At 41.8% G+C, this 14,267-nt stretch carries 13 protein-coding genes; 3 read left to right on the top strand and 10 right to left on the bottom strand.

Features of this window, described 5'->3' with window-relative positions:
• Positions 1–65 precede the first annotated feature (65 nt).
• The 5 genes from H6G26_RS08605 to H6G26_RS08585 form a co-directional block, all read right to left on the bottom strand.
• Positions 66–293: a hypothetical protein gene (locus tag H6G26_RS08605; RefSeq protein WP_190728853.1), complete on the bottom strand. Its 228-nt coding sequence runs from the start codon at positions 291–293 to the stop codon at positions 66–68.
• Positions 294–432: 139 nt separating this feature from the next.
• Entirely contained in the window at positions 433–798 is a 366-nt protein-coding gene (locus tag H6G26_RS08600) for a type II toxin-antitoxin system PemK/MazF family toxin (protein ID WP_190728852.1), read from the bottom strand.
• Complete coding sequence (locus tag H6G26_RS08595; RefSeq protein ID WP_190728851.1) at positions 791–1,129, bottom strand: DUF2281 domain-containing protein; 339 nt, start codon at positions 1,127–1,129, stop codon at positions 791–793. The genes H6G26_RS08600 and H6G26_RS08595 overlap by 8 nt, the downstream gene beginning before the upstream one ends.
• Before the next feature lie 128 nt (positions 1,130–1,257).
• Positions 1,258–3,024: a tetratricopeptide repeat protein gene (locus H6G26_RS08590; protein WP_190728850.1), complete on the bottom strand. Its 1,767-nt coding sequence runs from the start codon at positions 3,022–3,024 to the stop codon at positions 1,258–1,260.
• Positions 3,021–4,346, bottom strand: coding sequence for an AAA family ATPase (locus tag H6G26_RS08585; protein ID WP_190728849.1), 1,326 nt, complete (start codon positions 4,344–4,346; stop codon positions 3,021–3,023). Before H6G26_RS08585 ends, H6G26_RS08590 begins: the two co-directional genes overlap by 4 nt.
• A 348-nt stretch (positions 4,347–4,694) precedes the next feature.
• On the opposite strand from H6G26_RS08585, the gene htpG reads away from it, so the two are divergent.
• Both htpG and rpmB read left to right on the top strand, forming a co-directional pair.
• Positions 4,695–6,683: a molecular chaperone HtpG gene (gene htpG / locus H6G26_RS08580; protein WP_190728848.1), complete on the top strand. Its 1,989-nt coding sequence runs from the start codon at positions 4,695–4,697 to the stop codon at positions 6,681–6,683.
• 252 nt (positions 6,684–6,935) lie between these two features.
• Positions 6,936–7,172 carry a 50S ribosomal protein L28 gene (gene rpmB / locus H6G26_RS08575; protein ID WP_190728847.1) on the top strand — a complete coding sequence of 79 codons (237 nt, stop codon included), beginning with the start codon at positions 6,936–6,938 and terminating at the stop codon, positions 7,170–7,172.
• 170 nt (positions 7,173–7,342) lie between these two features.
• Here the strand turns inward: rpmB and H6G26_RS08570 are convergent, their stop codons facing one another.
• The 3 genes from H6G26_RS08570 to H6G26_RS08560 form a co-directional block, all read right to left on the bottom strand.
• A complete protein-coding gene (locus tag H6G26_RS08570) occupies positions 7,343–7,990 on the bottom strand; it encodes a Uma2 family endonuclease (RefSeq protein WP_190728963.1) in 648 nt (215 codons plus the stop codon).
• Positions 7,991–8,332: 342 nt separating this feature from the next.
• Complete coding sequence (locus H6G26_RS08565) at positions 8,333–9,850, bottom strand: pitrilysin family protein (RefSeq protein ID WP_190728846.1); 1,518 nt, start codon at positions 9,848–9,850, stop codon at positions 8,333–8,335.
• A gap of 45 nt (positions 9,851–9,895) precedes the next feature.
• On the bottom strand, positions 9,896–11,479 hold the full coding sequence (locus H6G26_RS08560) for a pitrilysin family protein (RefSeq protein ID WP_190728962.1): 1,584 nt from the start codon (positions 11,477–11,479) through the stop codon (positions 9,896–9,898).
• 308 nt (positions 11,480–11,787) lie between these two features.
• Between H6G26_RS08560 and H6G26_RS08555 the strand changes: the two genes are divergently transcribed.
• Positions 11,788–12,402: a TetR/AcrR family transcriptional regulator gene (locus H6G26_RS08555; protein WP_190728845.1), complete on the top strand. Its 615-nt coding sequence runs from the start codon at positions 11,788–11,790 to the stop codon at positions 12,400–12,402.
• A 67-nt stretch (positions 12,403–12,469) separates the two neighbouring features.
• On the opposite strand, the gene H6G26_RS08550 is transcribed toward H6G26_RS08555, so the two are convergent.
• Both H6G26_RS08550 and H6G26_RS08545 read right to left on the bottom strand, forming a co-directional pair.
• Positions 12,470–12,916, bottom strand: a complete 447-nt coding sequence (locus H6G26_RS08550; protein WP_190728961.1) for a DUF4332 domain-containing protein — start codon at positions 12,914–12,916, stop codon at positions 12,470–12,472.
• A 271-nt stretch (positions 12,917–13,187) separates the two neighbouring features.
• Positions 13,188–13,988 carry a PhzF family phenazine biosynthesis protein gene (locus tag H6G26_RS08545; RefSeq protein ID WP_190728844.1) on the bottom strand — a complete coding sequence of 267 codons (801 nt, stop codon included), beginning with the start codon at positions 13,986–13,988 and terminating at the stop codon, positions 13,188–13,190.
• Positions 13,989–14,267: the final 279 nt, after the last annotated feature.

Below are 14,267 nucleotides of genomic sequence, written 5' to 3'. Positions count from 1 at the left end.
GGCTACACAAACAAACCGTGTAGCCGCGAATTATTTTGCCATGTACTTTTCAGCAGCGATCGCTGTTAATTTAAACGGCTTGAATAATTGTCATAAAGTCCTTCGTCTTCTGGTGCGTAGCCGTTCAAAAAACTATCATGGGTACCAGTTTCTACAGGTAGTTGTGTCTTTTTTTGGATGGTAATTACCCAACTTCCTGCACCGACATTTTCCAGTAATGATTCTGGAAGATTGAATTTTTCTCCTGGTTGTAGTTCAACTTCATAAGTTAGAGTGGTCAGTTCATTTTGCATAACTGCTTAGTTAGAATTTTCTTAATGTTAATGTAATTCAACTTAGGGGCGATCGCTTTTAATTTCAGCTATTGTTTTCAGTGGAAGTTTCAAAGAGATCGCTGCATCTGAATTGTATTTTTCTCAAAGATACTCTTTTTCAGTCGTTGGTTTCAGCAGCATAATCAATACAGATAATTAAACCATCTAGCAATTCTTGCATAACGGCTGTTGAAACTTTCCCTAAACATCGGACAAATCGCTCAGTTGTTACACTACGAACTTGTAAGACATTACCTGCTGAGTTTGAGTCTAAGCCATTTTCACTAGTTTGCTGGATAGGAATCATGAAAAGGCGATTTTGGAATTTAGGTTGCCATGTTGCCACAGGAATAATAATCCGCACTGGTATAGAAATAGATATATCAGAACTAATTACAACAGCAGGGCAAGTTTTCTGAATTTCTTGTCCTCTAGTTGGATCAAGTTGCACTAGCCAAATCTCACCTTTTTTGCGATTAGTCATTCTCGGTTTCCCAGTCTTCACCATCTAGAACGGCAAACTCTGTTAATTCTGGGTCATTCAAAAAATCTTCGGCTATGGCGGCGATAAAAGGTTTTAGTATTTTGTGACGTTCTGCTACAGGTAGTCGGGCAATTTCTCGGAGAGATAGCCGTTTTTGCTGTTGGAGATTTGATGAAATACTAGAATCTGAATCTTCAGTGTCTAACTGTTGGTGATTGATTGTTTTTTTTACAAGAAACTCAACAAAATCTAGGACTTCTTGTTGCTTGTCATTCGAGAGAATTCGCAGATTATCTAATACCGCTTGTTCAATATTGATTGTTTCTGACATTTTATTTCCGTTCTTCAAGATAGGTTAAAGTTTTAATTTTTTATTCATAGGCATCGCTTTTAATTTCAGTTAGTATTTTCAGTAGAAGTTTGAGGGCGATCGCTATATTAATTTAATCTTTATAGAGGTTATTGAATTAAATATTGAAAGCACTCAACTTTCCGCATAGCATCAAAACAAGAGTCAGTTTTTGCCCTCGCACGATATTCGTCACCACCCAGATTAATTGCTTTTTGTAAGTTTTCTAGTGCCTGCTCAATATTACCTTGGAGAGCATAACAATAAGCTTTGTTGTACCAAACTTCATGATTATCTGGTTGAAATTGCAGTGCTTGCTCAAAGGATATAATTGCTGCTTCGTAACGTTCTAAATTCTTAGAAGCATAACCTTTAGCGTACCAAGATAAATAGTCATCTGGCTTAATGTTTAATGCTTGGTCATAGGAAGTAATTGCTACCTCGTAGTTTCCTAAATTTTCTAGTACAATACCTCGATCATACCAAGCTAAATAGTCATCTGGTTTAATTGTCAGCGCCTCTTCGTAGCATCTAATCGCTTCTTCATAGCGTCCCAAACTCTCTAGTGCATTTCCCTGACTATACCAAGCTAAGTGGTAATCAGGTTGAATTTTCACTGCTTTTTGATAAAAAGCAATCGCTGCTTCAGTATCTCCCAAATTAGCTAATGCATTACCTTTACCATACCAAGATAAATGGTAATCAGATTTAAGTTTCAATGCTTCTTCATACGATGCGATCGCTGCTTTATAACGTCCCAGCTTTATTAAAGCAATGCCTCGATTATTCCAAATTAAGTAGTAATCGGGATTAAATTTTAGCGCTTCTTCATAAGATGCTATCGCTGCTTCATAATTGCCTAAATTTAATAGTAAATTACCTTTATTATTCCAAGCCTCATGATAATCATGTTTAAATTTTAGGGCTTCTTCGTAAGATGCAATTGCTTCTTCAGAACGTCCTAAATTCACTAGCATAATCCCCCGATTGTACCAAGCATAGTAGTAGTTAGGCTTAATTTTTACTGCCTCATCGTAGGATGAGATTGCTGGTTCATAACATCCTAAATTTCCTAGTGTAATGCCCCGATTGTACCAAGCCTGGTAATAATCAGGTTGAATTTCCAACGCCTCATCATAGGATGCGATTGCTAGTTCATTTTCGTTAGCGGTAACTAATAATTTTCCCAACTCACATAGTAAACTCGGCTTCCGGCTTTCTGTCTGGAATTTTTCTGTTAGCATATCTTTAATTTCTAGAAGTTTCTCTATTTTTTTTTCATGGCTAAGTTTTAAATATTCTTCATAACCTGCTTCGTCCAGTAGGCGAGATGATTCTTCATCTACTACTTCTGGTGTAGTTGGTAATTCAAACAACCCAGAACGCCAATCAAAAAAATCTGGGGCGCGGTGAATAAAATAGTTAATCGAGAATGAACGCAAAAGAAAAACAAAGCTAATAGGAAAATCATCTCTAAACCGTTCTCGCTGTTGGTTTAAGTGATTTAAAATATGCGGGACACTGGTTAAATTACTAAATTGTCCTTCTGTAATTTCCCCAAAACTTCTTTTTTCATACTTATATAAAGAATATTCCAGACCTTGAATTAGTAAAATATCAACTTGCTTATTTTTAATAAACTCTGCCACTGGCTGATATAGATTATCAATCGCCTCAACCAACTGCAAAACTGCAATCTTCTTCTGCGGAATCTCTTGGAAAAGTTTGACAATAAACTTGTCTGCTTCCCCAGGTGTACATTGGACAAAAAACAAGCCAAATCCTAATTTTCGCTTCAGTGCGCGAAGCAAGTCTTGATAAGCTTCTTCTGGTTCTGGGGGTAAATCATCATCCCAATCACTTAAATTTGGGTTCATGAAAGTTTTGTTACAGCTTCTTTAAATTCTGGAATTCCTTGAATCAATGGATGAATATCATACCAACGCTGCATTTCTCCATCATCATCAAAATAGCGGTATTCTAAAAGACAACGGTTATACATCAAACTGCGATATAAGTCATCATTAATAATGCGCTTAGAACAAGAGACTTCCGCTAACAGACACCATTGATGATTTTCCACAGCGCGGCGATAAGTATCTCTAGCTTGAGTAATTGCTCGTCGCACCGCCTTTTCTGAAACAGGTAAATCTTCAGTGCGTCCAAAGGCATCTTGAGTTAACAATAGCAAATTCCTCACATGGCCTCCACTCATTAAACAAAGCCTGTCTAAGGTTTGGGGACTGTCAAAAATTTCTGTTTCTAGTGATAGTTCGGGTGCAATTTGCCGGACTCGCTTCTTAATTACTTCTTTAACTTTCTTTAGTCCTGGCTGATAAACGTCTCCCTTGAGAGTGTTTACCATAATCATCGGCAAAATTTGGGGGTCGCCGTAGATATCTCTGAGGTCTGTTGCTCTACTAGAATAGACCATTGAAATGGGAACAGTGTAAATCAAATGGCAATCTAAAGCTTGGAGTTGTTCGCTACGGTCTAAAAAGACTTCCTCATAGTTGGTGCGTTCTCCATCTTTGACTAATACCATTCGGTCTAAGTTATCGACAATTACCGCCAGTTTTTTGTAGCCATTAGGTAAGTGCTGTTTTGCATCCACCAGAAACTCATTTAACACCTCAATTAAAGTGACAGTGTAAGGATCAATTTTTTGGCGAATCTTCTGGCGTAATTCAGGAACAGCCCTTAAATTTGCGGTCAACTTAGCAAATTGAGCTAGCTGTGCTTCTACTCCCAGACTCTCAAATTCTATGGGAGTCTGCGCCAAATCTTTCAAATCTTCCCAACGACCTTTCAACCAGTTGAGTATAGGACGAGGATTAGCAATTCCTTTTAAATCTTTGAGCAAACGGCGGGTACAGGCGAGGAGTATATCTGTATACTGGGCATCTTCTGAATCAATATCCTCTTCATCAGCAGCAAAATACACAACATAAAATTCTCGATTTTCTAAATATTTCTTTAACCTTAGTAATTCTGTAGACTTCCCCGCACCCCGATGGCCAGAATACAATTGGCAAGTATTTGTATCTGCTAATCGCATCCGATTTCCCAACTCTTGCTCAATATCCGCATCTCCGCGCACATTCTGACAATATACATATTTTGGATCACCTGCGGGTAAGGGTTCAAAGGGGTTAAAGGCATTGTAGAGTTTTGCAAGTAAGTCAGAACTATTAACCATAAGTAAAAAATATTGCAATATTTAGAAATTCGGAATATTTATCAAAAAATCGGCCAAACTTATCCGTATCACTATTTTTTGGTGTTGGAAAAAACTGGCATTAGTACTTAGGTAACAGTCTCAACTAGGTTAATAAACCTGCGGTGAAAATTGGGAGTAGGGAAATCCGAATCAGAAAATGGGGGCAAACAATGCTCAAAAAAGGTTCAATCGCCTAAGTTATGCTTTTAAAATCCTAATTGGTATCATACCTTTCTATTTTCTCCGGGTTTATCCTGGAAAACAGAAGGCTAGGCTATATTAGCCACTATCATCATTTCAGATACTAACATCGAAAAATTACCAATTATGCTAGAACAAGGCACTATCAGTATTCATACTGAGAATATTTTCCCGATCATTAAGAAGTCGCTTTACTCAGATCACCAAATCTTCTTGCGGGAACTCGTATCCAACGCTGTAGACGCTATCCAAAAGCTGAAAATGGTATCCCGCGCCGGAGACTACGCTGGAGATATCGGCGAACCAGAAATTGAAATTGCCATTGACAAAGATAACAAAACTCTATCCATCTCCGATAACGGTATCGGGATGACCGCAGAAGAAGTTAAGAAATATATCAATCAGGTTGCCTTTTCTAGTGCTGAAGAATTTATTCATAAGTATGAAGGCAAATCAGATCAACCGATAATCGGCCATTTCGGTCTTGGTTTCTACTCTTCCTTCATGGTGGCGCAAAAGGTAGAAATTGATACCCTCTCCTATCAAGAAGGGGCGCAGGCGGTTCACTGGACTTGCGATGGTTCGCCAGCATTCACCCTAGAAGAGTCGCCCCGAACAACTCGCGGTACTACTATTACTCTCAGCTTGCAAGGAGAAGAGGAAGAATTTCTCGAGTCCGCACGAATTAAGAATCTTGTCAAGACCTACTGTGACTTCTTGCCAGTCCCAATTAAACTTGATGGTGAAGTAGTAAATAAGCAAAAAGCACCTTGGCGAGAGTCTCCAAGTAATCTGAGTCAAGAAGATTATTTAGAGTTTTACCGCTACTTGTATCCTTTTCAGGAAGAACCTCTGTTGTGGGTACATTTAAATACAGACTATCCCTTTATCATCAACGGGATTCTGTATTTCCCCAAAATGAGGCCGGATGTAGATGTTACCAAAGGGCAGATCAAGCTATTTTGCAATCAAGTTTTTGTTAGCGACAACTGCGAAGAAATTATCCCGCAATTTCTAATGCCGATGCGGGGTGTAATTGATAGTACCGATATTCCCCTAAACGTATCGCGGAGTGCTTTGCAAGGCGATCGCACCGTGAAGCGAATTGGTGATTACATTGCCAAAAAAGTAGGCGATCGCCTCAAAGAACTTTTCCGCGATAATCGTGAACAATACATCAGCGCCTGGAAAGACCTCGGTACTTTTGTAAAATTCGGCGTTCTCAACGACGAGAAATTCAAAAAACAAATTGAAGATATCATCGTCTTCCGCACCACCGCCAAGCTGACAGAAAAAGCTGCTGCTGAAACTCCAGCCGTTGAAGTACAGTCCTCAGAGGGGGATGCTTGGCAAGATGTTACTCCCTCACCCAGTGCTGAGAACTCAGCACCCACTGCTCCTTACACCACACTCAAAGAGTATCTAGAACGCAACAAAGAACGCAACGAAAACCGAGTTTTTTACAGCACCGATGAAACAACCCAAGCTACATACATAGAACTACACAAAAATCAAGGTTTGGAAGTCCTATTTATGGACTCCTTCATCGACACCCACTTTATCAACTTCCTAGAGCGGGAATATCAGGATGTCAAGTTTACGCGGGTAGACTCAGATTTAGATAATACTCTGCTAGAACAAGACAAAGCTACGGAAATTGTCGATCCCAAAACGAACAAAACCCGCAGTGAGACGATTAAAGAGTTATTTGAGAAATCTCTCAACAAACCCAAACTCAACATCCGTACCGAAGCTTTGAAATCAGACGATCCTCAAGGTACACCACCTGCGATGGTGCTTTTACCAGAGATTCTTCGCCGCCTGCGAGAAATGAACGCCATGATGCAGCAGGGGACAGCAGAGTTTCCCGAAGATCACATTTTGCTAGTGAATACTGCTCACCCATTAATTCAAAATCTGGCAAATCTTAACCAAGGTAGTATTATTCAAGGTGACGGTCAAACGCATACAGATCAGTTAGTGAACTTGATTTGCCAACACGTTTACGATCTAGCGCTGATGTCTCAGAAAGGCTTTGACGCTGAGGGAATGAAATCTTTCGTCGAGCGATCAAATGAGGTACTCACTAAACTGACGGAACAAGCAAGTAAATAGTGCGAGTCGGGCATTCGGCATTGGGCATTGGGCATTGGCAAGAGGACTTAGGGACAAGGAGAATTGGGGACAAGGGGAAAGACTTGTTTCAAGTTCTCACCTCTTGTCCCCTTGCCTCCCCTGCTCCCCCTGCCTCCCCTGCCCCCTGCCCCCTGCCCCCTGCCCTAATCTCCCTACTCTCTTCTCCACTTCTGTTGCCTAAGACCTAAAATGGAAAGGCTGTATTAAAATAATAATCTGGAGATACTTGCTATGTCCCGTCGCTGTGAACTAACTGGTAAGAAGGCAAATAACGCCTTTGCTGTTTCCCACTCCCACCGCCGTACAAAACGCCTTCAGCACGCTAATCTGCAAAGCAAGCGTGTTTGGTGGGCAGGCGGAAATCGCTGGGTAAAATTAAAGCTGTCTACTAAAGCAATCAAAAGCTTAGAAGTTAAAGGGTTAGAAGCAATGGCAAAAGAAGCTGGCATTAACCTAAATCATTACTAATTGACACTCCCACGGCTTGAAGCCGTGGGATTCTTGGTTCACCGAGCCGACTTGTCTTAACCTGTTGCCAGATCCAAATAGAGGTCGAAGTTAGGCAGCTCTCCTAAAATTAATTATGAATTACGTTAGCGTAGCGGGGCGTAGCCCATTACGAATTACGAATTATTCAATCATTGCTGTTGTATTTGCTTTTGTACCCAAAGACGAAAAGCCTTGAGCGTTGCATTTCTACCTGCTGTTGTACTTTGCTCCAGATATTGGGGAATCGTTTCAATTAGTGGGAATAAAGGAAAATTTAGGCTTTGCTGAGACTCTATATAATGCCCATCTCGCAAAATATTAATTTGGAGCTTTCCTTGATTAAAACGCCAAAGCTCAGGTACTTGTAGCGCTTCATAAATATTAGGATGAGTGCGAGAAGTAATATCAATTTCTAGAGCTAAATCTGGAGGGGGATCTACTGTTAAATCTAGTCGCTTCTTGCCACGAATCTTGGATTCATTTTTTATATAGAAACACTGATCAGGTTCTATACCTTGAGCCATTGCTTGGTTCTTGAAAGTGGTAGAACCAAGGCTGATAAACTCAGTATTTAGCTCTTCTAGAAGCGCTTTGACTAAATCGCCAATAATCTCTTTGCCATATTCATGTTCTGGCAGTGGTGCCATAATCTCCAATATTCCCCTGTCATAAGCAATTCGTGCTGCACGGTGTTCCCCTAAATCCTCTAGAATTGTTTCCAATTCCTGCCAGGTTACATCTCGCAGTAGCACTCTTTGTCCTGGTGGAACATAGATGCGCTTTAATTCCAACAACATCATTTCCACTCCCAGTAGCTCAAACCTAAATTTAGCTTACTCCAGTTAATGCAACAATTTTATTATTGAGGTTTATCGGGCGATCGCTCCTCGAAAAGCGTATTAAAAAAAAACCTCTGGGAACTCCAGAGGTTTTGGTTCCTGATTTAGTTTCTACTGGTTACTACAATTTGGCCTCAGTCATTTCCAGATAATCAAGGAAATTATTTGATTTGAGTCGTTAGTCAAGTACTGTAACTGAATGCTGATTACCAGGAAATACTAGAGGGATACCTTGTTGATAGCGCAATCCAGTTCAATTAAGACTTGCTCCTACCCCCTTAAAAAATGGTAAAGATGGAACTAATTATTCGCCTGTGGCTGCGAACCAGGAATCGTTATATCTATCGGCGTTACCTGTGTTGCTAGCTGCGTCAATGGCGGTTGAATGGCACTTTGATTCCCCACCACTAAAGTCACGATCTTTTCTGGCTTGAGGTATTCTCGTGCTACCCGTTGCACATCAGCAGATGTGATAGCAGCGACAGCTTTTTGATAGCGAAAGAGAAAATCAGCAGGATAGCCGTAATATTCGTATCGCATCAACCGTGATAAAGTTTGGCTGGGGTCTTGAAAGTTGAATACAAAGGAGTTGAGTGTAGACTCTTTGGCAAAAGCAAGTTCTTTTGCTGTTACTCTTTGAGTTTGGATGCGCTTGATTTCATTTTGTAAGGCTTTGACAAACTGCACAGTAGCATCCGATCGCGTTTGTCCACCAGCAATGAACATCCCAGGATAATCGAAACGGGGACTCCACTGCCCGTATACAGAGTATGCTAAACCTTGACGCGATCGCACTTCATTAAATAAGCGTCCACCAAATCCACTTAAAACCCCATTCAATACATCCAGCGCCGGATAATCAGGATTGTCAAACCGTCCGCCTAAATGCCCGATAAGCACACTACTTTGCGTCAATTGTGGCTGATTTACAAAAAAGACTCCGCCTGTATTGGCTGGCACAACGCTTGGTAATTTGGGATTAGCAATACCTGGGTTGCGGTTCCAGTCGCCAAACTTAGCTTGAATGAGCGATCGCATTTTTTTGGCATCAAAATCCCCTACAATTCCCAAAATCATATTGTTGGGGTGGAAATATTGCTGATAAAACTTGAGCAAATCCTCACGCTCAACCTGATCCACCGTTGCATATTCTATTGTGCGAGCATAGGGACTATCTTTCCCATAGATCAACTTCTTAAATTCTCGACTAGCAATACTATCTGGATCGTCATTGCGACGAGCAATGCCACCCTTAGCCTGTGTCTTAGCCAAGTCTAGCTTTTCTTGAGCAAATACTGGCGATCGCAACACCTCGGCAAACAGCCCAAATACTGTTTCTAAATCTTCACTCAAAGCATCAAAACTAGCACCACCAGAAGCTTCACCAATACTAGCTTCCACAGATGCTGCCCGTCGTTCCAACATCTCGTTTAGTTCATCAGCCGAATGCTGCTTAGTTCCTCCAGTTCGCATTACCGCGCCTGTAAAACCCGCTAAACCGACTTTCTGTTGTGGTTCCAAGCGATTTCCTGTCCGCACAAACGCTGTACCATTTACCAAAGGTAATTCGTGATCCTCCATTAAATAGACAACTAAGCCGTTTTGGAGAACAAACCGCTCATACTTGGGTAACTTAATCTCAGGTAGCGGTGGCAACTGCAACTCAGTGTAATGCTTTGCCTCAGCCGTCGCTGCCAGAGAAAAATTACAAGTTAAAAGTAAACACGCAAAAACAGCAACCAAACCATAAATCAACCCCTTGCCATTTTGGATTTTCAATGCCATTCGCCTTTTACCCTTCACCTTGTACCTTTTCATATCTCCTGCCTTTGCGCCCTTTGCGCCCTTTGCGGTTTGTTTATCTTATTTTTCTTTCGACAAAAGCTTCCCAATCGTGCGATTTTTCGGCGTAAACGTCTCTTTTGCTACCCGCATAATATCAGCCGTCGTTACCGCCGAAATATCATCCAACTGCTTAAACAAATTCCGCCAAGAGCCAGTTTTCACCTCATATTCCAACAATTGTTGAGCCATTCCCATATTTGAATTGAGGTTACGTAACAAACTCGCCCGTGCTTGGGTTTTCACCCGTTCCAAATCAACCGTAGCTACAGGCTCAGTTTTTAATTTGTCAATTTCTTGGCGCAAAGCCACCGCCAACTCATCAACCGTATGACCAGGAGCCGTGAGAGCATAGAATAACATCAGGTTTGGGTACTTATCTCCAGGAAAACCGCTAAAACCTCTAGCATTTAGTGCCAAACGCTGCTTTTCTACTAAAGACTTATACAACCGCGACGTGCGCCCATCACTTAATAAGCTGGCAATGATGTCATAGACTGCATTATCTGGATGGGTAATTGCCGGACGATGATAACCTTCTAAATACCAGGGTTGAGAAGGTAGCTGTAAAGTAACTTCCCGTGTTTGTTGTTGTGGTGGTTCCACCGGGATTTTTTCAACAGCTTTGGTTTTTGCCAGATAGCGGCCAAAATAAGTTTGCGCCAGTTTTTTTACTTCAGCCGGGTTAACATCTCCGACAATAGCAATGGTCAAATTACTTGGTACGTAGTGAGTATCAAAAAACTTTTGGACATCTTCTGGTGTCAGATTGCGGATATCTTCGTCATAACCAATCACCGGACGTCTGTAGGGATGAACTTTGTAAGCAGTATCAATAAATTTCTCCACCATCAGTCCAATCGGTGAATTTTCCACCCGCATCCGTCGCTCCTCTAAAATTACATCTCTTTCTTTATAAAACTCACGACGAATTACAGGATCGAGAAATCGTTCCGACTCCAGCGACATCCAAAGTTCCAGCTTATTAGCAGGAAAACTGTACAAATAACGTGTGGCTTCGGTTGAAGTATTGGCATTTAAACCCACACCTCCTGCTTGTTCGACAATCTGCCCCAATTCGTTTTGCTTAACTAGCTTGGCTGCTTGCGATTCCACTCGCTTAAACTCAGCTTCTAACCGAGCAACCTCATCTTTTTTGCCCTCGGTTTTCGCTGCTTGAATTTGGGCATCCAACCGTTCTAAGGTTTCTAATAAAGGTTTTTCTGCCTTGTAATCTTCTGTACCAATGCGCGTCGTGCCTTTAAACGCTAAATGTTCCAGAAAGTGAGCTACACCAGTTTTGCCATCTGGCTCATCGACTCCACCGACATTTGCGTATGTCAGAAAAGAAACTACTGGCGCTTCATGCCGTTCCAAGACAATGAATTTTAGACCATTATCGAGGCGAAATTCCGTTAACCGCTTGATAACTCGATCCAGATAAGGTTGAATCGAACTTTGAACCGGTGGAGTTTGACTTTTCTTAGGTTGCAGAACTCTTTGAGGAAGAGGTGCTGTCTGAGTTTGAGCCAAAGCAATTTCTGGCAGCAATCCGCACCAGAGGATGAGCAAAGCCAACAAAGCGACAAATAAGCGCCGCAACATCACAGATACTTTATCAACAAAGGCAGAAGGCACACAGAGAGCAGTCTTCTTCCTGCCTCCTATCTTACTTAGGCTCCCAACTCTTTGAGAGGCTGCGCTCAGTGACCCTCTGCCTCCTTTAATTGACCAATCCCAAATTGACCGACTCATCTGGTTCATAAGCAAAAATTAAGATAAAGTTACATTACCTAAAAAACAAGATACTTAGTACCAGGACGTTAATGTTGTATTAAGCTTTTTGAGCTTTTTTACTTGACGTTAGACAATAATGCTACAAATCCTGTTCCGGAAATTTCACCATAACTGTTATGCGAGTTTTTAATTCTTCCCCACCCTCAGAGGCTCAGACGCGTACCCGGATTTTACAGGCAGCACAACGGTTGTTTGCCTCTCAAGGATTTGACGGCACTACCACCCGCGATTTAGCACAGGCAGCAGGTGTAGCTGAAGGCACTCTATTCCGTCATTTTCCCAATAAAAAGGCAATTTTGGTAGAAGTAGCTACGAGTGGATGGGTGGAGATTCTCACAGATTTGCTGACAGAATTAAGTGAAATGGGCAGCTATAAAGCCGTAGCTCAGGTGATGCGTCGCCGGATGTGGAACTTTCAAAAAAATGCCGATTTAATGCGCGTTTGTTTTATGGAGGTGCAGTTTCACCCCGATTTGCGCGATCGCATCCAGTTAGAAGTCATCACCAAAATGACCGATGTGGGCGAAGCATTTTTTCAAACAGCGATGGATAAAGGCATTTATCGCAAGATGGACGCAAAGCTAGTTGCTAAAGTCTTCTTGGGAATGTTTGCGATCGCAGGTTTTTCTAACAACACCATTATGGAACCTGATGCTTCTCCCCAACAAATGCAGGAAATGGCAGAAGGACTTGCTGATATCTTCCTTAATGGTGTTTTAGTTAAAGATTAGGGAGTGGGCATTGGGCATTGGACATTGGGCATTGGTTATTAATTCTGCTCCCCCTGCCCCCCACTCCCTAATTTCCACTTCCCAATATTTTCGCTTGCTGACTCCACTGTTGTACTAGCTCAATTGGTGGACACAAATCTCGTCGCTGCATTGTTGCTACCTGCAAGCGCATAATTTGTTGGTGCAATCTGTGAGTGGGAGTCTGAGCCAACTGTGCTACAGAACCAATACCTGCATGGAGCAATAAACCACAATATTGTATGCCTACACTCGGAATACGCGCCAAGTCAGCTAAAGCCATCCATTTATTTACATATTGAAGGTGGATATGTAGTTTATTTGCTAACGCTAGTCTTGTCTCTAAAGTTTTCCCTTGTTTGACTAGCGCCCCTGTACTAGTAATCCCACAATTTTGCAGTTGAGATTGTTCCTCGTGGCTCAGTCCAGGTAATTGCTCAATTGGCCAGTCACGAGATGCGATCAGATTTCGATTATTTGTATTTTTAGTAGACACTTTAGAACTAAATATTGCCATTGCATTGACTAACAATGCGATTGTTTTGACTAACAATGCCATTGCATCGACTAACAATGCGATTGTTTTGACTAACAATGCCATTGCATCGACTAACAATGCGATTGTTTTGATTAACAATGCTATTGCATCGACCGACAATCCCATTGTATCGCCTGACAATGCGATTGTTTTGACTAGGAAGGGTTAGAATCCCCTTCTGCCTCCTGCCTTGTCTACGACACGCTGCGCGATCTGCCTCCTGCCTCCTTCAAGTAGTAAATAACTCACCTCGCATAACAGTTACCGCTTGTCCAGAAAGAAAGACGCGATCGCCTCCGTCATAATATACCTTTACCACCCCACCACGACTGGATGCCTGATAAGCCAATAACTCATTTTTGTGCAAGCGATCGCGCCAGAAGGCAGCAAGACAACAATGAGCCGCTCCTGTTACAGGATCTTCATTAACCCCTAAACCCGGTGCAAAAAAGCGGGAAACGAAATCATATTCAGAATCAGGGTGGGTAAGGCTGGTGACAATGATTTCAGAAATAGGCAACGTTTTCAATATTTGAAAATTTGGCTGTATTTGCCGTACCAAATCTTCAGATGCCAATTCTACTAAATAGCCCAAGGAATTTAGAAAAACAGATTTGTATGGGACACCCAAAGCAGCCTTGAGTTCTTGCGGGGCGACTGTTGCTTGTGAATGATTCACAGGAAAATCTAACTCAATCCACTCACCTTGCAATTTAGCAGTCAGCACTCCGCTTTTAGTGTAGAAACGCGCAACTTCATTCTGTGACAAATGCCCCTCTGACCAAAGTACATGGGCACTAGCTAAAGTTGCATGTCCACAAAGCGGTACTTCTACTGTGGGCGTAAACCAACGCAGATTGAAGCCATCATCCTGTCTAACTAAAAAAGCCGTCTCAGATAAATTCATCTCTTGCGCCACATTTTGCATCCAGCAATCATCTTGGGCAGTGGGCAAAACACAGACAGCAGCAGGGTTACCTGCAAAAGGTGTATTGGTAAAAGCATCAACCTGAGTAATGATTTGTCCCATTAGAGTCACCTGGAAAATTAGACAGCATTATATTTATCAAGAGTGCATGAGATATTTATGCTACTAGTTACGATTATTTGCGTCTATAGCGGTTCTCAATAGCGTGGAATATATGCTTACTCATTCTTAGAGGCAGACAGCCGTACTCCTAAAGTGCATATTACATCCAAATGAGAACTGCTAAGCTAATCGTCATTTAAATTGCACCATTTTTATGGTGATAAAAGCTGCAAACCCTCTCCCCTGCTCCCTGCCCCCTGCCCCCCTGCGATCTCAATG

It is taken from the genome of Nostoc sp. FACHB-888 (assembly GCF_014696655.1).
GTDB lineage: Bacteria > Cyanobacteriota > Cyanobacteriia > Cyanobacteriales > Nostocaceae > Nostoc.
The sequence above is the reverse complement of the archived record's forward strand: the minus strand, read 5'-3'. Positions and strand labels throughout refer to the sequence as shown.